Source organism: Umboniibacter marinipuniceus (assembly GCF_003688415.1).
In the GTDB taxonomy this organism is placed as follows: domain Bacteria; phylum Pseudomonadota; class Gammaproteobacteria; order Pseudomonadales; family DSM-25080; genus Umboniibacter; species Umboniibacter marinipuniceus.
The window spans coordinates 507683-526251 of the sequence record NZ_REFJ01000001.1; the positions used below are offsets into that span (position 1 = coordinate 507683).

The window sequence follows — 18569 nt, forward strand, 5'->3', positions numbered from 1 at the left end:
GCAGTTAGGGTTCGCAGCACAACGGCGCCAGCTTATAACGAGGTGACATGATTCAACTGACCGAACAACGCGAAAAAGAGCTAATTTTGCAGCTGGAGAACATGGTGTCCGAGCGTCGCAATGATAAATCGGCCCACTTAGACCAGCTGAGCAGCTTGGATATCGTGACGCTCATAAATGGTGAAGATGCAACGGTTGCCTCAGCGGTTGCGAAGGTTCTGCCAGCGGTAGCCGAAGCAGTTGATGCTGCCGTAACAGCTATCAAACAGGGTGGCCGGCTTATTTATCTTGGTGCCGGCACCAGTGGCCGTCTTGGGGTGTTAGACGCAGTAGAGTGTCCCCCTACATTTTCGGTACCACATGGCCTAGTAGTTGGCGTACTCGCTGGCGGACAGGGCGCAATGTTTAAAGCCGTTGAGGGTGCTGAGGATAGTGTTGAATTAGGAGCGCGCGATTTAGCCGAATTGAAACTAACTGCCAAGGACTGCGTGGTGGGCATTGCCGCGAGTGGCCGAACTCCTTACGTGTTAGGCGGGCTAAGTTATGCGAACGAGATTGGCGCCAAAACCGTGGCAATGAGTTGTAATCCTAATGGCCCTATTTTGCATCAGGTAGACGTTGCCATTGCGCTGAACGTGGGGCCCGAAGTACTAACGGGATCCACACGTTTGAAAGCTGGAACGGCACAGAAGCTTGCTCTGAATATGCTATCCACCGCAACCATGGTAAAACTAGGCAAGGTCTATCAAAACTTGATGGTTGATGTGTCGGCGTCAAACGAGAAGCTCTATGCTCGTGCAGCACGAATTGTTATGTTGGCAACTGAATGTGAGTACGAGGTCGCTAAGGCGGCGCTGCTCGCTAGCGGTTATCGTGCTAAAGTGGCCATATTAATGATACTCTGCAACCTTTCAGCTGACGACGCTGAAGCACGCTTGGAATTAAGCAGCGGCCACTTGAATGATGCTGTTTACCTATAATGATAACTAACGCGCCTTCGAGCCCGTGGATGAAGTATGTCTTGGTTTAGTGTTGTACCCCCTATCTTAGCAATCATTGTTGTCCTTTGGCGCCGAGAAGTCATTTTGGCACTGGTGACGGCATTGATCAGCTCCGAAGTTATTGCCCTGTTGCTTGCTGGTTCGTCGCCCATCACGTCGCTATTGGGCGGGCTACTAGGGTCCATCGAGAGTACTATTGAGGTGCTGGGCTCACCGGGTAACGCTCGTATTTTAGTGTTCTCACTGTTGGTGGGGGCATTACTTGCGTTTATGCGTCAGTCAGGTGGGGTGAGTGCGTTTGTGAGTCTTTTGGTCAACAGGGGAATTGCCTCTACACCTCGTAGAACTGGATTGCTAACGTTTTTCACCGGCGTGTTCGTTTTTATCGAGTCTAACCTTAGTGTATTAACAGCGGGGATTATCTCGCGGGGATTGTTTGATAGATTCAAAATGAGCCGTGCAAGATTGGCCTACATCATTGACAGTACCAGTGCCCCTATCTGTATCCTGATTCTGCTCAACGCTTGGGGGGCCTATGTATTAGGTCTGGTTAGTAGCTACGACCTAGGCGAATCTTCCGTTAGCGTATTAATCGGAACCATTCCCCTCAACTTCTACGCGTGGTTCACGTTGATCCTAGTGCTTTACACCGTTATCACTGGGCGCGTGCATGGACCAATGAAGACGTCAGAACAGAAGCTGAGCACTCATCACAACACCGAGATTCTCCAAGTTGAAGCCACGAAAGTGCGCTATATGCTTTTGCCGCTAGCTACTATGATCTTCGGCATGATTGGCTTCATGCTCATGACGGGGAACGGCAACATTACCCAGGGCTCGGGTTCTCAGTCGGTACTTTATGCTACCCTGTTGGCCTTACTGGTGGCCTATATTCTGCTTCGTTTTGGCGGCGGCTACCGCCACCAAGGGCTACTGAAGATGGCTTTCGACGGGATGTCTGAATTGCTACCGTTAGTGGTGATTGTCCTGTTATCGCTGGCTTTAGGCGCTAGCCTTCGAGCGCTTGGTACTGGCGAGTTTATCGCGGGTATTATTTCGGCCAACCTGCCACTGTTTATCATTCCAGCGCTGTTGTTTGTTGCTGGGGCGGTTATGTCCTTCACAACCGGCACGTCTTGGGGAACTTTCGCCATTCTTGTGCCCATAGGCATGCCCTTGGTCATTAACTTAGACCTTGATGCGGCACTGGTGCTTTCGGCCATTCTGGGCGGCGGCATCTTTGGCGATCACGCGTCGCCGATATCGGATACCACCGCCGTCAGTTCGGTCGCATCGGGCTGTGATCTGCTAGAGCATGTTGAAACGCAGATGCCCTATGCACTAACGAGCGGAGCTGCCGCATTTGTGGCATACATTGTTGCAGGTATTGTCACCATCTGAGAGTGACTTCTATGGCGCATTGGGTCATGTTTTGTTAACAGTGCTCCACTACTATTAGCGTATCTAAACGATTCGCTGAGCAGAGGTAATAACGAATGGCGACCCCAAAAACACAACGTGTAAGCGAATATAGCATTGTTGAGGAGCGCCTCAATGTGCTGTCCCATGCACTGGGAGTGTTACTTGCGGCCATTGGGACGTTACTGTTACTCGTCAAAGCCGTGAGCTTTGGCTCCACAGTGCATATCGTCAGTTTCGGCGTTTATGGGGCGAGTATGGTTATACTCTATGCCGCCTCATCACTCTATCACTCAGCTACTACTCCGGTTGCTCGCCGGCGCTTAAAGGTTTTTGATCACGCCGCTATCTATGTATTAATAGCCGGGAGCTATACGCCATTCACGCTGGTGGTCCTTGAGGGGTGGGTAGGTTGGACCCTGTTTGGCATTGTGTGGGGAATGGCCCTAGCGGGGGTTATACTAAAAATCTTCTTTACTGGCCGTTACGATAAAATTTCAACTGCTATCTACGTACTCATGGGATGGCTTATTGTCTTCGCCATTAAACCGCTGTCAGAGGGGCTACCTGAAGCCGGCATACAGTGGTTAGTAGCGGGAGGGATTAGCTACACAGTTGGTGCATTGCTTTATAGTGTTAAGCGCTTGCCGCTCAACCATGCACTATTTCATGTGTTTGTAGTGCTCGGGACGGTTTTCCAATTCATAACGGTTTATGAATACATTCTTATCACGCCGTAATGTCATGGAAGCCGTTTAGCTCACAGATTCACGGCCGCTCAATGGTGGCGCGTAATACTTCGCCCGCTAATGTGATCACTGGTAGCCCCCAGCATCGGACCATGCTTAAATAGTCAAATTAACTTCTTGTCTTGGAATACATGATATGGCCAGCGCAAGCCTCTTTGCATTATTTGATGATATCGCAGCAGTGTTAGATGACGTGGCAATGATGACTAAGGTAGCCGCTAAAAAATCTGCCGGGGTATTGGGCGATGACTTGGCTTTGAATGCCGAACAGGTGAGTGGTGTTCGAGCTGAGCGAGAGCTACCTGTAGTCTGGGCGGTCGCCAAAGGTTCAATGCTGAACAAACTGATCCTCGTGCCAACGGCACTAATTATCAGCGCCCTACTACCTCAACTCATTCTGCCTGCATTGATGCTAGGGGGCCTCTACCTCTGCTACGAAGGGTCGGAAAAGATTTGGCATTTTCTTGCTCACCGCGATGAGCGTAAAAAAGACAAGGCGGTTCTCTCTTCGGCACTGCGTCATCCGGAAATTGACTTGGCGGTCCTCGAACGCGAGAAGATTCGTGGAGCGATTCGCACGGACTTCATCCTTTCAGCTGAGATTATTGTCATTGTGCTTGGTACTGTCGCCACCGCCACACTCTTAAATAAAACTCTCGTCCTATCACTAATCGCCATTGCTATGACCGTGGGTGTATACGGATTAGTGGCCTTTATCGTTAAGCTCGATGACATGGCCCTGCATATGGTGAATTCGGCCAGCGAAGGTTTCTTTGGCGGCTTACAGAAGCAAGTCGGAATGGCCATTTTAGCTTTCTGCCCATGGCTCATGAAGTCGTTATCTGTGGTTGGAACCGTTGCGATGTTCCTCGTTGGCGGTGGCATCATTGCGCACGGTATTCCGATGATTGAGCAGGCGATACACGGCCTTGATCTGCCTCTATCAATGGTCAGTAATGCACTGATGCAGGGGTTAGTGGGGCTGATTGTTGGTGCCGTTGCTGTGATGCTGATGTCCAGCGCCAGAAAAGTCTATCGTTTAGTGAGGCCAGCTTCCTAGCAAGCTAATTCAACACCAACACCAACACCAACGCCAAGTGCTCGTCATTCGTTCAGGTCAACGATCGCAAGCTCGTTGCCGGTTAGGGAGCCAATAATGAGTTGCTGATCGCGCCGGATAACACTGGTTAGAAGGGTAAGCTTATTCGCCGAATGTCGTGTTTCAACAACTCTTCCTCGCTCATCAATTCTGGCAATCAAACCGTAGTGCTGTGGAGGTTCTACCCACTTGGGAGGTAGGGCGCCTAAGATTCGTAACAGGGTAGGGCTGTTGTAGAGTTGGCTAAGTTCGGGCGTACGCAAGCTGACCAGCGCCACCCAGTAGCCAGATTGTGGATCCGCACGGATATTGTCGGGTAGTGCCGGCAAGCTATCAATAAACACTTCGCTTTGGCCGAGTTGCTCTCCGCGTAACCAGTAGCGAAGGATACGAGCCTTGCCGGTTTCATTGATAAGTAGGAAGTCTTCGTTGGGTGAGAGGGTCACGCCGTTGGCGAAAAAGAGCCCGTCCATTGCCACCAATACTTCCTCAGATATTGGGTCATAGCGCAGTAGGCGGCCCGTCATAGACGCTTCAAAGAAATCACGAATATGCTCACCAAAAGGGAAGCGTTGAGATGCTTGAGTGACCCAAATCACGCCGTCCTCTGAGACAGCAACGTCGTCTAAGAAACCGAAATTGGGATTTTGCTGCGAATTAATGAGCGTAGTAATAGTGCCATCCGACTCAAGGCGAAGTAGACCGGTTACCGCGTCGGCGATGAGTAGTCGTTGTTGGGTATCGAAGGTGAGTCCTAGCGGTCGTCCGCCGGTGTTTGCAAGGATCGTCACCGCTAAGTCGGGGTGGGCTACTTTAACGATGTCGCCATTAGCTAGTCCGGTGTAAAGGTGGCCCTGTTGATCAATGGCTACCGCCTCGGGTCCCTCGGCACCTACGTCAACCAAATTTGCTTGATCTAGACTAAGTTGGGGTGCATAGACGCCCGTGAGCGGTTGGATAGCGTCGGGTTTGAATAGCTCAGGGCGAACCGGAGAGACAGCAAAGAGCGTGATGCCTAGCACTACAATGATCATGATGGCTAGGCTCGTTGCTTGCAATGCTGTCTTCATAGCTAGGCTTCTCCTGACACCTCCGCTCGCGCTCGGTCTCTTAACTCGCGGCGTAGAATCTTGCCGACATTGGATTTTGGTAGATCCGCTTCAAAACAGATCTGCTTGGGGATCTTGTAGGCGGTTAAGCCCTCACGGCAAAATGCCTGAAGCGCTGCTGCATCTAAGGTAGAGTCTTTTGTGACAACATACAACCGAATAGCCTCGCCCGTGTTTTCATCTGGCACGCCAACCGCGGCACATTCAACTACCTCAGGGTGCCCGTAGACTACCGCTTCCACCTCATTAGGGTAAACATTAAACCCTGATACAATGATCATGTCCTTGAGGCGATCGACAATCTTAATGAAGCCTTCTTCGTCAACAAAGCCGATATCGCCAGTTCGGAACCAGCCATCCGAATCAAGTACTTCAGCGGTTGCTTCTGGGCGATTCCAATAGCCGACCATCACATGAGGCCCACGTACACAGATTTCACCCGATTCACCTTGCTGCAGGATCTTGCCGGCTTCATCAATGACTTTAACTTCTGAGTGATCTACCGACTGGCCTACGGTGCCTAGCTTTTGTTTGCCTGGCGCGTTGACGGTCAACGCCGAAGCCGTTTCCGAGAGACCGTAGCCCTCAAAAATTTGCGTGCCGGTGCGCTGGCTCCACTCGTCACTTATTTCCTTGATGAGGGCCGTGCCGCCAGCAATGATCGAGCTATAGCGAGAGAAGTCAACTTGATCGAATTCAGGGTGGGCCATTAAGCCTTGGAAGAGGGTATTGACGCCCGCTAACCCTGTACCAGAGTAGCGTTTCATTTCGCCTATCATACTGCCGATATCGCGCGGATTTGGGATAAGAGCGCTAAGACCGCCGTTCAAGAACGTGGCAATCACAGACATGAGGTAGCCGTAAATATGATAGATCGGCATAGGGGCGATGACGATTTCTTGATTATTATCAACTAACGGAAACATATCCCGAGTGATATTCATGGCCGCAAAGAGGTTGCCGTGAGTAAGCACAGCGCCCTTCGATAAGCCAGTAGTGCCACCGGTATACTGTAACACTGCCGTGGAGTTCATATTAAGTTCAGCGGCAGGCATAAACTGCTCAGCCCCTTGCTCCAACGCTTCGCTAAAACTATGAAAAGTGGGGTTGTCGGTTTCGCCCACTACAATCACATGCTTAATGGAAGTCTGGTCTAAAATGGACGCCGTAGAGGCCGCTAATTTGTCTGCTATGACGAGCGCTTTGGCACCGGAATCGTTGAACTGATGCACTAACTCACGAGCGGTGTAGAGCGGGTTGGTGTTGACGATAATCAAGCCCGTTCTCAGGGCGGCCCAGGCCGCAATAGGGTAGGCGTTGATATTGGGCATCTGAATGGCAACCCTATCTCCGGCTACGAGCCCCAGATTGTTAATTAAATAGGCGCCAAGTGCTGCGCTTTTGGACGCGATCTCGGCGAAGCTAAGTTCGTCGCCATGGCAGCTAAAGGCAATGCGATCATGATAGGTAGCCGTGGCAAATGAAAAAACATCGGCGAGGCTGCGATAGCCTTCAGTATTGATTTGATCAAGCTGTGCTTGGCTGTATGAAGGAATGGCGTTTTTCATAATGCGAATCTTAATCCCAGTTTGATACTGTGAAGGTAGCTGAAGAAGCTTTGTCTTGCTGCACTAAAAATACACAGATATCGTTATTATTGTCTATCATCGCACCATAGCAAGCGCGACACTTCCATCTTGTCTCTGGGGAGACAACGGCCTGGATCGTGACGGTTAAATGGCCGCTAAAAAGGGGGCGTGGTTGATCTCGGATAGCGGCATTTAACTGAGAAGCGGGTGGCTGTAGCAATGGCTGCCGAAACCCGAAATGTCCGTATTGAGGTTTTCTGGATACAACGTGACGATGGTTAAACGAGGTTCTGATACATAGCTCGCGGGACCGGTAGCGCCAACCGTTTGATTGACCGCGAAGAAGGTAGCAAGCTCGGCGCCAACAGGAAGCTGAATACGATAACTGGCCATGGGGTCCAGTTTTGCTGCCAATTCGGCCCAGTTGGCAGGTGTATTTTGATTTTCCACAAGGCGCTGGAGAACCGGTTGGTAGCGCACATCGCCACTGATAAGCGCCTCCTGTTGAAGTGCCATAATGACCAGCGCCATAGCGTTGTCGCCCAGGGCTGATTTTCCGGCCTTAGCTTGTCCTGCAAACAGCAGATCGTAGTGATTAGCTTGATGATTAAGGTCTTCTTCACTGAACAGCTGCCGATACAATCCCACCCAAGCACGATTAACCATCAATATTTCGCCATAACGATTTATCAGCGCGGCGGGGTGCGGATCTAGAGCCGTAACGGAACGATGCATGGCGCTGCGAAGCCATTTGTAGTTGGGGTCATTGAAGTCCACGCTAGCGACTTCAGGCGTATAACCAGCAGAGAGCATCAGATAACAGCGGTCACGTTCTTTTAGTGAAAAGGCAGTGGCGAGATGTTCTACCATGGGGAGGCTGGGATGAGCCTTGGCGTTTTCTAAGCAGCTGATGTGTCGGGTGGAGGAATCTAATTCAAGTGCTAACGCTTCTTGACTGAATCCGTGCAGCTGGCGCCAGAATTTCAGTAGTCGACCGAAACTATTGCTATCTTTTGACACATTAGATCCTTTTAAGAAGACTTTAAGCGCAACATTCGAGCTTGATCTGAGCTTGACCCCTCAGGTCATGGACTATGGTATCACAGGCGCGCAGACTGCCCAATATTGAAAGTTATCCGTATTTAACGAGGAGAGAGTCCGATGGCACCTATTATTTCGCAACGTGACGTAGAGTTTATGGTTTATGAATTCTTCAACTGTGAAGCCTTAACTCAGCGCGAACGTTATGCTGAACACAACCGCGAAACCTTCGATGCTACCATCGATATCGCGCGCCGTATCGCCGAAGATCAGTTCTTACCAATCCAGATGAAGCTGGATATGAATCAACCTACGTTCGACGGTGAACGCGTTCATATGATCCCTGAGCTGAAAGTAGCGCTGGATACGGTGGTTGAAAGTGGCTTAGGTGCGTCAACAGCTGATTTTGAGTTGGGTGGAATGCAGTTGCCTAACGTGGTGGCATCAGCCGCCTATGCCTACCTTTCAGCGGCAGGATCTACCGCGCTGGGTTTCATCGGATTAACCAACGCTAACGCTAATTTGATTTCTGAGCATGGTACTCCGGAGCAAATTGAAAAATGGGTAGTGCCAATGCGCGAAGGCCGCTTCGCAGGAACGATGGCGATGACTGAGCCCAGTGCTGGCTCAGGTCTTGCAGATCTGACTACGAGTGCAGTTCGTGATGAAGACGGTAATTATCGCATTACGGGGAACAAGATTTTTATTTCCGGTGGTGACCACGAGCTTAATGACAACATTGTGCACCTCGTGCTAGCTCGTATTAAGGGCGCGCCGGCAGGAATTAAGGGGATTTCCCTGTTCATTGTGCCTAAATATATGGTGAACGAAGACGGTTCATTGGGCGATAAAAACGACGTTAACTTGGCTGGCCTATGGCACAAGATGGGCGGTCGCGGTCATACCTCAACAACCCTAGCATTTGGCGAAGATGGCGGCGCAGTAGGCTACCTCGTAGGGGAAGAAAATAAGGGCCTGAGCTACATGTTCCACATGATGAATGAGGCTCGAATCTTAGTTGGTACTGGTGCCGCCTGTACCGCGCTAACGGGTTATCAGTATTCTCTGGACTACGCAAAAGAGCGTCCGCAGGGCCGACTACTATCAAACAAAGACCCGCTGTCAAAGCCAGTTAACATTATTCAGCATCCAGACGTACGTCGTATGCTGTTAGCGCAAAAGGCCTATTCTGAAGGTGCCTTCGCGTTGTGCTTATACGGCAGTGCGCTTTACGATGACTCACAAACGGCGCCAACGGAAGCGGAGCGTTCACGCGCATCACTGTTGTTGGACTTCCTAACGCCTATTATTAAGACTTGGCCGTCGGAGTACGGTCCTAAAGCAAATGACTTGGCTATTCAGGTTATGGGCGGGCACGGTTACATGAATGAACATCCGGTGGAGATGTTCTATCGAGACAACCGGTTGAACCCCATTCACGAAGGGACTACAGGTATTCAATCGCTTGATTTATTGGGTCGCAAGGTTCCCATGAACCAAATGGCAGGTTACCAAGCTACGCTAACGGTGATGCGTGATTTGGCCGCTGAGGTCGCAACCACTTTCCCGAAGGAGTCTGCCGACTTACTCGCAGCGATTGAAGAGTTGGATGAAGTCACCATGACGCTGTTAAAGCAAATGGGCGAACATCCTATTGATCTTGTATTTGCTAACTCCGTTGAGTACCTCGAGATGTTTGGTAACGTAGTACTTGCTTGGATCTGGCTACGCCAAGGTGCTATTTCGCAGGAAGCCTTAGCCACCGAGAGCCATGAGGACGAACAGAATTTCTATCGCGGTAAGCTTCAGGCGATGAAGTTCTTCTTCGAGTATCAGCTGATTAAAAACGCAACCAGCGCCAAGCTGTTGAAGAGCCTTAACGCTACTACCTTCGAAATGCAAGAAGCTTGGTTCTAAAGCTATCTTCCGCAACGGAGAAGGGCGTGACCAGCGGGTCTCGCCCTTCTTGCTGAAGCACTGTATGATAACTGATCATGTTACCGTTAAGGATTGCTAGCACTACTATGACCGTTTCCAAAGACAGCTTTAATGTCATCGAGATCATTGCGCGCGGACCTTGGTTTAAAAACCTGCCCGCTAGTGCACATGAAGAGCTGGCCAAAGGCGCCAAACTTGAATTACTGAAGTCCAATGATTACGTATTCGGGGTGGGACAGAGGACGGATTCTATCTTCTGTATTCTCACTGGTTGGGTCCGAGCATCGGTCAACTCCGCGGATGGCGATGAATTCGCACTGACCGATTTACAAACTGAAAGCTGGGCGGGCGAAGCGTCGTTATTCAACGACAAACCACGGGTCATTGATCTGCATGTTAAGAAAGATGCATGGGTTTTAAAAATTCATCGCAGTGTGGTGAACCGTCTCGGTGAGCAGTACCCATTGATGTACCGTGATGTTGCAGCGTATCAGGTGGAGCGTGCGCGTGGGGTCTACGAGTTGCTCGCAGGGATGTTACTGTATCCGCTCAAGTCGCGCTTGGCGGGACGACTGCTGTCCATGGCCGATGAGACCGGCCAGGTTGTCTCTGAAGGGGTTCAGATCCCTCAGAGAATGAGTCAGAGTGATTTAGCTCGCCTGTGTATGGGTTCGCGTCAGCGGGTGAATAAAATTTTACGAGAGTGGCAGAATCAATCGTTGGTTGTGATGTGCGACGATCGTTATGTCATTACTAGTATAGAGCGCCTAGCTGAGGAAATAGAGCTTTCGGAACGCTGAGATAATGTCCCGAAGGCGACAGATTTGCACCACTGGCACTGCTAGATTGGCAGATTGTCGAACTTGACTAAAACCCACAGGTCACACTATTACAATAAAGGCAGTCACACAATGAGCTGCCAAGAGGTTCAATTATGAAAGTAACCACCAAACTGGGATACGGTGTCGGACAATTGTCTGACGGTGTAAAGCAAGCAGCGTTCAATACGTTTTTATTCTTTTACTACAACCAGGTTCTAGGCTTGAGCGCAAGTTTGGCTGGTGCCGCGGCGCTTATAGCGTTGCTGATTGATGCCATCACCGATCCAATGGTGGGGCAGTGGTCTGATCGTATTCGCTCTCGCTTCGGTCGTCGTCATCCGTTTATGGTTGCGGCGATTATTCCCTTTGGTATTGCTATTGCGTTGCTCTTTGCACCGCCAGCGGGCTTGGACCAAACGGGGCTATTTCTCTGGATGGGTGGCTTCGCCATTGCCGTCCGAATTGCCTTAACGCTATTTTTTGTCCCGCATCTGTCATTGGGCGCTGAGTTGAGTGAGGGTTATCATGCCCGTACCTCGCTCATTGGCTATCGAGTTCTGTTTACCTACGCTGGGATACTAGTGGTTTCTGTGCTCGGCTTTACCGTCTTCTTCCCCGCCACGGCAGTTTACGCAAACGGCCTTTTGAATGCAGAGAGCTACCCGTCTTTCGGTATCTTCTGTGCGGTATTAGGTATGATGGCTATGTTGTGGTCGGTGTTGTCTACACGTCAGTTTATTCCGAAGTTGCGACGCCCAAGTGATGATCAAGTGAATACTACAAGCGGCGCGCTCTTTGCGGTGGTTAACGTATTCAAGACACTCAAGCAGCAATCTTTCCGCGTGTTATTTACCTCTAGTCTCTACTTTAATGCGTTGGTTGGGACCATCCAGACGTTGTTGATTTACTTGGGCACCTACATCTTTGGATTTAGCCCCGAGTACATGGGCATCCTCTCGCTATCTCTGGTTGTGGGTATTCTTTTTGCCTCAACGGTGGCGCAAGCGCTTTCAAGACGCTTTGATAAAAAGATGGCAGCAGCGATTTGTGTGTCAGCCGGTGCCGTTCTAGCGGTTAGCCCAACCATCCTTTTCCTATTTGGTGTGTTGCAAACTATGGGTGATGGCTCGAAATTGCTGTTTATCTTTACGGTTAACGGTCTGTCGCAGGCGCTGTTTATCGGCTTCGTCATTCTGTTGGATTCAATGCTGACGGACACGATTGATGAACACTATTTAGAGTCGGGCCGTCGCGAAGAGGGCCTATTCTTTGCCGCACGTGCCTTTGCAACCAAAGCGAGCTACGGCTTAGGGGCATTCATTGCCGGTATTGCGTTAGACATTATCAGCTTCCCAAAAGGTATTGATCCTTCAGAAGTTCCTATCGAGGCTGTTTGGGCGTTAGCGTGGTTTGCCGGTCCAGTGATTATGGTGCTCTTCATTGGTACTACTTTGATTACTAACCAGTACGCCTTGGACGCCGAAACCCATAAAGAGATTTCCGACAAAATCAAAGCGCGCGAAGCAAATAGCTGAGCGCTCATAGCGAATATTAGAGGTAGCAATGTTCCGCGCAGACGCAGAAGAACTCAATTTATACCGTGACATGGTTGGCCGTTTTTTAGAGCAAGAAGTGGCACCACACTACGAGGCCTGGGAGAAAGCGCACATAATGCCGCGTGAATTTTGGGGCACTATGGGCGAAGCAGGTCTGCTTTGCGTGGACATGCCTGAGCAATACGGTGCAGCCGGCGCTTCTTTCGATGTCTGCCAGTTAATTCAGATTGAGATGTGCAAACGCGGCTACCTTGGCTTGGGTACTGCCTATGGTATTCACACCAACATCGTAGCACCTTATATTCTTAATATTGGTAATCAGGCGCAACGTGATCAATGGCTGCCCAAGCTCACTACCGGTGAGGTGGTAGGCGCGCTGGCAATGACCGAAGCTGGTGCCGGCAGCGACGTTGCGGCAATGCGAACCACTGCCGTGCGTGACGGTGATGAGTATATTCTTAATGGTTCAAAGATCTTCATTACTAACGGTATTCATGCCGATCTCGTCATTGTTTGTGCTAAAACAGACCCTGGTGCCGGTGCAAAGGGGATTTCTCTCTTCCTAGTTGACGCCTCGTTACCTGGTTTTGCTCGCGGTAAGAAGATTGAAAAAATGGGTCAGCACTGTAGTGATACCGCTGAGCTATTTTTCGAAGACATGCGTATTCCAGCCAGTGCATTATTGGGTGAAGAAGGTAAGGGCTTTGTTCATCTTATGGATGAACTGCCGCGAGAACGTCTTGGCTGTGCTACTCAGGCCATCAGTCATGCGGAGGGAGCCCTGCAGATCACCAGTGAGTACGTTCAGGAGCGCCACGCCTTTAAGCAGCCCATTGCAAAATTTCAGAATACCCGTTTTAAACTCGCTGAACTAAAAACTGAACTCGAACTCTGCCGTGCGATGTTGGAGAAATACGAAGCCAAGTTTTACGCGGGTGAGATGACCGTGGATGAAGCGGCGATGCTAAAATTGGCAGCAACCGAGATGCAGCTTCGTATGGTTGATACGGGTGTCCAGCTCCATGGGGGCTATGGCTACACGGACGAATATGTCATTTCACGTTTCTATCGTGATGCGCGTATCCAGACCATCTACGCCGGTTCGTCCGAGATTATGAAGGAAATTGTGGCGCGATCCGTACTGGGCAGATAGTGTTCTTATACCCGGCGCCGCTACATGATTAACACGGCGAAGCGCCTTAGTAGGTAATGAAGGTGAGCCGCTAGAATCAGTCTAGCGGCTTAGCGTGAGGGTAATGTTATTCTTGGTCTTTAGCTTCACGCTTACGTCTGGCTAATACACCTTTCTCAAAACCAAATAGCTTTTCGTAACTGCCCGGGAACCACCGCACAAAGCGATCCATCCAGCGAGCATCTTTGCCCACAATGATTCGTCGTTTGTTTTTGAGCATCCCGCCGATGATGATATCTGCGGCATCCTCGGCAGTGGTAATCGCCGCCTTTTCGAAGTCCTTGAGGAGTGCGGCTTTGCCGTTCTTGAGAGAGGCTTCGTTGACCCGAGAATTTTTAGCGATCGCCGTCTTGATGCCGCCTGGGTGAACCGCAGAGACGTTGATTGGAGTGCCGGCCATTTCCATCTTCAAGGCTTCCGTGTAACCGCGAACCGCGAACTTGGATGCGTTATAGGCACTTTGTAGCGGCAATGCGAGCAGGCCAAACAAACTAGAAATATTCACTATGTGTGCATCATCGGACTTTCGCAGGTAGGGTAGAAAAGCGTCACAGCCATTGACCACACCCCAAAAGTTGATGTTCATCAACCACTCGAAATCGCTTCGTTTCATATCTCGAACGGCACTGACAAGTGTGACGCCGGCATTATTAATAATACCGTCAACCTGTCCGAAGTGTGCTTCCGTGGCCGCGGCAAACTCGGCAAAGTCTGCCTGCTGGGAAACATCTAAGTTGAAGCAAAAACACTCGCCACCCAGTCCACTAATCTCGGCCTTTAAGTCTGCTAGGCCTTGATCATTAAGATCGGCGGCAGCAATTTTTGCACCGAGCTGGGTAAGTTTAAGTGACAAGGCTCGGCCGATACCAGAAGCGGCACCCGTCACCGCAATAACTCGGTTCTCAAAACTGTTCATATTTTAGAATCTCTATTTGTCAGTGAAAGCTCGGTGGCTTTGTTACTTTGCATTGTGGGCGTGTGCAGCAGTTAGCTCAACCAGCCTTGTCCACATGCTAGGAGGTAAGTCGTGCCCCCAATTTTCAATAATTTCTATTTTGGCGCCGGGAACGGTGTTCGCTACGTCAATCCCGCCTTCAACATTGACCAACGGATCAACGTCTCCGTGAATAACCAAGGTAGGCGCCTTGATCCGTGCAAGCCAAGGTGTTCGCGCTGGGCCAGCCACAATGGCACTGATTTGTCTTAAGATTCCTGCGGCGCTCATTCCGTGCGTTAACACTCGAGTGATATGCGCGTCTAAGGCCTCGCCATCTAGCGGATGCTCAGGTGTCGTTAGCAGCGCCGCTGACTTCTTTTGAAACGCGATGATGTCAGGTAGCTCATTTGACGCAGGTTTAGTGCGCAAGTGTGCTGCCACATCGGGGCGTGTGCCAGGGAGTCCCTTTTTCCCGGATGTAGACATGATCGAACTAAAGCTGAGCACTTTGTCCGGATGTTCTGCACACAACAGCTGGCCAATCATGCCACCCATTGATACGCCAATGACGTGTGCCTGGTTTACCTTTAATGCATCAAGTAAACCGGCCGCATCATTAGCCATGTCCAATAGGGAATAGGGTGACTTTGGGCGTAACCCTAACTTTAATTTGATAATCTGCCAGGCTATGTTTGGTTTGCCTAAACTGTCCATCAGCTGAGATTTGCCGATATCTCGGTTGTCAAAGCAGATGACGTAGAAGCCTTTCTCTACCCATTGGGCAATCATTTCCGGCGGCCAAGCGGCGCTGGACATACTTAAGCCCTGAATTAACAGCAGCGCAGGGTTTTCGGGGTTGCCGTGAGTCTCGTAGTAAAGCGAGACACCATTAGACTGAATTTTAGACATACGTTACACCTTGTTATTGGGCATCATTATAGCGGTGACTTTGAGATCTACACAGGCTAGCTTATTCAATCAGAAGCGAATGTCGCTTGCGGGACATAGCCACTGAGGAGATCACCTCCATGATAGGAGAATATCAACTAAATTGTTGGATAATCGAAGAATTTAGCACCCGATAGAAACCACAGTGATGCTCGAGGTCAATAGCCGCTATTATATCGTCATTATCCTGCTAAGTACCGAGGCAGTAACCTCCTCGTTAAGGTCAAGTGGGTCTGAACGGCAAGGAATCCGAGTCCCTGACTGTATGTTCAAGGGGAGCGCCATGCGTCATACGAACATGAGACTAGAAAGCGGTGCAAAGAACTTTCATTACATTATAAGAACAATAGAGGATTGAACGATGGATTTAGGAATTACCAACAAGCTGAGCCCTATTCTGGAAAGTGTTACCCACTTTATACAGCACGAGGTTATGCCGCTTGAAGCTGAGTTTTGGCAAGAGTTGGATAATGCGCCATCGCGCTGGGTTCATACCGCCCGAATGACGGAAATTCTGGATGGACTGAAAGCAAAAGCGCGAGCTAAGGGATTATGGAACTTTTTCCTAACCAATAGTGACCACGGGCCGGGATTAACCAATGTCGAATACGCCTACCTAGCGGAAGAAATGGGGAAGTGTACCCTAGCCGCGGAAGTGTTTAATTGTAACGCCCCAGACACCGGTAATATGGAAGTCCTGCACAAATACGGTACGCCCGCGCAGCAGGCTGAATGGCTGGAGCCCTTGATGGCCGGTGAAATTCGCTCGGCATTCGCTATGACCGAACCCGAGGTAGCCTCCTCCGATGCCACCAATATTTCTACCATTGCCCAGCGTGAAGGCAATGAATGGGTGATAAACGGTGAAAAGTTCTACATTTCCGGAGCGGGTGATCCTCGCTGTAAGGTGATGATAGTGATGGTGAAAACCGATCCCGATAATCCTAATCGCCATCTTCAACAGTCACAAATTTTGGTACCGATGGATGCGGAAGGGGTAGAAATCGTTCGCCCAATGAAGGTGTTCTCTGATGATGATGCGCCCCACGGCCATATGCACATTCGTTTCAACAATGTCCGCGTACCCGCTGAGAATATTATTCTTGGTGAGGGGCGAGGCTTTGAGATCTCTCAGGGGCGATTAGGGCCTGGGCGAATCCACCACTGCATGCGCGCCATTGGCATGGCAGAACAAGCTTTGGAAATGCTGTGTACGCGAGCCCTATCGCGTGAAGCCTTCGGTAAGCCGTTAGCCTTCTTGGGTGGCAACATAGACATTATCGCTAACGCTCGGATGGACATCGATCAAGCGCGTCTACTCACACTAAAGGCCGCTCATGCCATGGACACCATGGAGATGAAGGAAGCCCGCATTGAGATTCATAAAATTAAAGTCGTTGCGCCAATCATCGCCTGTCGAATTATCGACGAAGCGATACAAATGTACGGCGCGGCTGGTATCTCGCAGGATCACCGGCTTGCTGGCATGTACCACCATGCTAGAACCTTGCGCTTGGCGGACGGGCCGGATGAGGTTCATCGCCTAGTAGTTGGCCGTGCGGAGCTTAAAAAGTACCAGCGAAAGGCCTAGCCTACATGCCTGAATAAGGTTCAATGGCAGTTGAATATTCGTGTCGCTTAGGCGATATAACCAGGTTGAAATTTGGGTTAGTCTCTCAAAGCTACTAAAATCGGTGCAGAACCTTTCTGTGCCGACAACAAGGACAACAGTATGACCATTACAATTCATCCCAGTAAGCTTCCCGAGTATATTGGTAAAGAAACTGGTGTATCCGAATGGATGACAGTGACTCAAGAGCAAGTTGATCAATTTGCGGATGCGACGCACGATCACCAGTTCATCCACGTTGACCCAGAAGCGGCAGCGAAGACGCCATTCGGCGGCACCATCGCCCACGGTTTTCTATCGCTTTCTCTGCTTTCTGCTATCTCCTACCAAACTGGCATTCTCCTTGAGGGGATGGCGATGGGATTGAATTACGGCTTTGAAAAAGTGCGTTTTCTTTCACCTGTTAAGGTGGGTAGCCGAGTTCGAGGGCGTAGCGTGCTCGCTGATGTGGTTGAGAAGCGTCCCGGCCAATTTTTGTATACTTGGGATGTCACGGTAGAGATTGAAGGCGAAGAGCGCCCTGCGCTTAAAGCTGAATGGCTTACGATGACCATCGTAGAGACAGCCAACTAATTCCACAATTTTTTTGATCTAAGGATAATGAATATGACAATCCGATTTGACGGCCAAGTGGCCATAGTAACAGGCGCAGGTAACGGTCTAGGTCGTTGCCATGCATTGGCATTAGCGGCTCGTGGTGCGAAGGTTGTAATTAACGACTTAGGTGGTGCTCGCGATGGTAGTGGCGCCTCTTCGGATGCGGCGCTAGCGGTCGTAGCTGAAATCGAAGCGGCCGGTGGCGAAGCAATGGCTAACGGTGCTAACGTTGCCAAGTTCGACGAAGTTCAAGCTATGGTTGAGCAAGTAATGGCGAAGTGGGGTCGAATTGACATCCTCGTCAACAACGCTGGTATTCTTCGCGATAAGTCATTCGGAAAAATGCCGATTGAAGACTTTGACCTGGTAGTAGATGTCCACCTAATGGGTGCGGCTAACTGTACTAAAGCGGTTTGGGACATCATGAAGGCTCAAAACTACGGTCGTATTGTTATGACCTCATCGTCGTCTGGTATCTATGGTAACTTTGGCCAGACTAACTATGGTGCCGCGAAAATGGCCGTTGTTGGTTTCATGAACACCCTTTGTATTGAAGGCGAGAAGTACGGTATTAAGACTAACTGTCTAGCACCTACGGCCGCCACGCGTATGACGGAAGACATTATTCCAGATCAGCGTGTACTAGATTTGATGACGCCAGAATCGGTGACGGCGGGATTGGTTGCGTTAGTGGCTGAAGATGGCCCAAATCGTAGCATTCTCTGTGCCGGTGCAGGTGGCTACGCGCGCACCGTTGTTTACGAAACTGACGGCATCTACTTAACGCCAGAAGAACAGACGCCAGAGAATGTATTGGCTAACTGGGACAAAATTGACGACGCGACTAATCAGCAGGAACTTAAAGCTGGTTGGATGCAAACTAATAAATTCGTTGCCAAAGCGGCAAAGAGCCTTGGCATCGAGCTAGGTTAATAGGAGACGA

The 18569-nt window shown here is 50.2% G+C and carries 16 protein-coding genes; 11 read left to right on the plus strand and 5 right to left on the minus strand.

Translation table 11 applies throughout. The annotated features are described in order from the left end of the window. The first annotated feature begins 47 nt into the window (after positions 1 to 47). The 4 genes from murQ to DFR27_RS02355 all read left to right on the plus strand — a co-directional run bounded on the left by murQ (position 48) and on the right by DFR27_RS02355 (position 4229). On the plus strand, positions 48 to 980 hold the full coding sequence (gene murQ, locus DFR27_RS02340; RefSeq protein ID WP_211327536.1) for an N-acetylmuramic acid 6-phosphate etherase: 933 nt from the start codon (positions 48 to 50) through the stop codon (positions 978 to 980). A gap of 36 nt (positions 981 to 1016) precedes the next feature. Then, positions 1017 to 2402: a Na+/H+ antiporter NhaC family protein gene (locus DFR27_RS02345; RefSeq protein ID WP_121875844.1), complete on the plus strand. Its 1386-nt coding sequence runs from the start codon at positions 1017 to 1019 to the stop codon at positions 2400 to 2402. A 95-nt stretch (positions 2403 to 2497) separates the two neighbouring features. Continuing rightward, a complete protein-coding gene (trhA, locus tag DFR27_RS02350; RefSeq protein ID WP_121875845.1) occupies positions 2498 to 3160 on the plus strand; it encodes a PAQR family membrane homeostasis protein TrhA in 663 nt (220 codons plus the stop codon). Positions 3161 to 3305: 145 nt separating this feature from the next. After that, on the plus strand, positions 3306 to 4229 hold the full coding sequence (locus tag DFR27_RS02355) for a DUF808 domain-containing protein (RefSeq protein ID WP_121875846.1): 924 nt from the start codon (positions 3306 to 3308) through the stop codon (positions 4227 to 4229). Positions 4230 to 4273: 44 nt separating this feature from the next. On the opposite strand, the gene DFR27_RS02360 is transcribed toward DFR27_RS02355, so the two are convergent. The 3 genes from DFR27_RS02360 to DFR27_RS02370 all read right to left on the minus strand — a co-directional run bounded on the left by DFR27_RS02360 (position 4274) and on the right by DFR27_RS02370 (position 7986). Further along, the gene (locus DFR27_RS02360) at positions 4274 to 5338 is read right to left on the minus strand and encodes an SMP-30/gluconolactonase/LRE family protein (RefSeq protein WP_121875847.1); all 1065 of its coding nucleotides are present in this window, start codon (positions 5336 to 5338) and stop codon (positions 4274 to 4276) included. Positions 5339 to 5340: 2 nt separating this feature from the next. Beyond that, positions 5341 to 6945 carry an AMP-binding protein gene (locus DFR27_RS02365; protein WP_121875848.1) on the minus strand — a complete coding sequence of 535 codons (1605 nt, stop codon included), beginning with the start codon at positions 6943 to 6945 and terminating at the stop codon, positions 5341 to 5343. Between the two features lie 213 nt (positions 6946 to 7158). Next, positions 7159 to 7986: a helix-turn-helix domain-containing protein gene (locus tag DFR27_RS02370; RefSeq protein WP_121875849.1), complete on the minus strand. Its 828-nt coding sequence runs from the start codon at positions 7984 to 7986 to the stop codon at positions 7159 to 7161. A gap of 141 nt (positions 7987 to 8127) precedes the next feature. On the opposite strand from DFR27_RS02370, the gene DFR27_RS02375 reads away from it, so the two are divergent. From DFR27_RS02375 to DFR27_RS02390, 4 genes are all read left to right on the plus strand, one after another. Next, complete coding sequence (locus DFR27_RS02375; RefSeq protein WP_121875850.1) at positions 8128 to 9924, plus strand: acyl-CoA dehydrogenase; 1797 nt, start codon at positions 8128 to 8130, stop codon at positions 9922 to 9924. 107 nt (positions 9925 to 10031) lie between these two features. Then, positions 10032 to 10745 (plus strand): Crp/Fnr family transcriptional regulator, encoded by a 714-nt coding sequence (locus tag DFR27_RS02380; RefSeq protein ID WP_170150752.1) that lies wholly within the window; start codon positions 10032 to 10034, stop codon positions 10743 to 10745. Between the two features lie 134 nt (positions 10746 to 10879). Next, on the plus strand, positions 10880 to 12301 hold the full coding sequence (locus DFR27_RS02385) for an MFS transporter (RefSeq protein ID WP_121875852.1): 1422 nt from the start codon (positions 10880 to 10882) through the stop codon (positions 12299 to 12301). 28 nt (positions 12302 to 12329) lie between these two features. Further along, a complete protein-coding gene (locus DFR27_RS02390; RefSeq protein ID WP_121875853.1) occupies positions 12330 to 13475 on the plus strand; it encodes an acyl-CoA dehydrogenase family protein in 1146 nt (381 codons plus the stop codon). 106 nt (positions 13476 to 13581) lie between these two features. On the opposite strand, the gene DFR27_RS02395 is transcribed toward DFR27_RS02390, so the two are convergent. Next, positions 13582 to 14430 carry an SDR family NAD(P)-dependent oxidoreductase gene (locus DFR27_RS02395; RefSeq protein WP_121875854.1) on the minus strand — a complete coding sequence of 283 codons (849 nt, stop codon included), beginning with the start codon at positions 14428 to 14430 and terminating at the stop codon, positions 13582 to 13584. 42 nt (positions 14431 to 14472) lie between these two features. Continuing rightward, a complete protein-coding gene (locus tag DFR27_RS02400) occupies positions 14473 to 15360 on the minus strand; it encodes an alpha/beta fold hydrolase (protein WP_121875855.1) in 888 nt (295 codons plus the stop codon). A 400-nt stretch (positions 15361 to 15760) separates the two neighbouring features. Here DFR27_RS02400 and DFR27_RS02405 point away from each other — a divergent pair, with 400 nt between their 5' ends. The 3 genes from DFR27_RS02405 to DFR27_RS02415 all read left to right on the plus strand — a co-directional run bounded on the left by DFR27_RS02405 (position 15761) and on the right by DFR27_RS02415 (position 18559). Beyond that, entirely contained in the window at positions 15761 to 16990 is a 1230-nt protein-coding gene (locus DFR27_RS02405) for an acyl-CoA dehydrogenase family protein (protein WP_121875856.1), read from the plus strand. A 141-nt stretch (positions 16991 to 17131) separates the two neighbouring features. Next, positions 17132 to 17602: a MaoC family dehydratase gene (locus DFR27_RS02410; RefSeq protein ID WP_121875857.1), complete on the plus strand. Its 471-nt coding sequence runs from the start codon at positions 17132 to 17134 to the stop codon at positions 17600 to 17602. Between the two features lie 33 nt (positions 17603 to 17635). Continuing rightward, positions 17636 to 18559: an SDR family NAD(P)-dependent oxidoreductase gene (locus tag DFR27_RS02415; protein ID WP_121875858.1), complete on the plus strand. Its 924-nt coding sequence runs from the start codon at positions 17636 to 17638 to the stop codon at positions 18557 to 18559. Positions 18560 to 18569 lie beyond the last annotated feature (10 nt).

Bases quoted from the DNA above. Each gene is read 5' to 3' on its own strand.
- DFR27_RS02355 (WP_121875846.1), top strand. From the start codon at position 3,306: ATGGCCAGCGCAAGCCTCTTTGCATTATTTGATGATATCGCAGCAGTG.
- DFR27_RS02395 (WP_121875854.1), bottom strand. From the start codon at position 14,430: ATGAACAGTTTTGAGAACCGAGTTATTGCGGTGACGGGTGCCGCTTCT.
- DFR27_RS02360 (WP_121875847.1), bottom strand. From the start codon at position 5,338: ATGAAGACAGCATTGCAAGCAACGAGCCTAGCCATCATGATCATTGTA.
- DFR27_RS02385 (WP_121875852.1), top strand. From the start codon at position 10,880: ATGAAAGTAACCACCAAACTGGGATACGGTGTCGGACAATTGTCTGAC.
- DFR27_RS02390 (WP_121875853.1), top strand. From the start codon at position 12,330: ATGTTCCGCGCAGACGCAGAAGAACTCAATTTATACCGTGACATGGTT.
- trhA (WP_121875845.1), top strand. From the start codon at position 2,498: ATGGCGACCCCAAAAACACAACGTGTAAGCGAATATAGCATTGTTGAG.
- DFR27_RS02380 (WP_170150752.1), top strand. From the start codon at position 10,032: ATGACCGTTTCCAAAGACAGCTTTAATGTCATCGAGATCATTGCGCGC.
- DFR27_RS02415 (WP_121875858.1), top strand. From the start codon at position 17,636: ATGACAATCCGATTTGACGGCCAAGTGGCCATAGTAACAGGCGCAGGT.
- DFR27_RS02400 (WP_121875855.1), bottom strand. From the start codon at position 15,360: ATGTCTAAAATTCAGTCTAATGGTGTCTCGCTTTACTACGAGACTCAC.
- DFR27_RS02365 (WP_121875848.1), bottom strand. From the start codon at position 6,945: ATGAAAAACGCCATTCCTTCATACAGCCAAGCACAGCTTGATCAAATC.
- DFR27_RS02345 (WP_121875844.1), top strand. From the start codon at position 1,017: ATGTCTTGGTTTAGTGTTGTACCCCCTATCTTAGCAATCATTGTTGTC.
- murQ (WP_211327536.1), top strand. From the start codon at position 48: ATGATTCAACTGACCGAACAACGCGAAAAAGAGCTAATTTTGCAGCTG.
- DFR27_RS02410 (WP_121875857.1), top strand. From the start codon at position 17,132: ATGACCATTACAATTCATCCCAGTAAGCTTCCCGAGTATATTGGTAAA.
- DFR27_RS02375 (WP_121875850.1), top strand. From the start codon at position 8,128: ATGGCACCTATTATTTCGCAACGTGACGTAGAGTTTATGGTTTATGAA.
- DFR27_RS02405 (WP_121875856.1), top strand. From the start codon at position 15,761: ATGGATTTAGGAATTACCAACAAGCTGAGCCCTATTCTGGAAAGTGTT.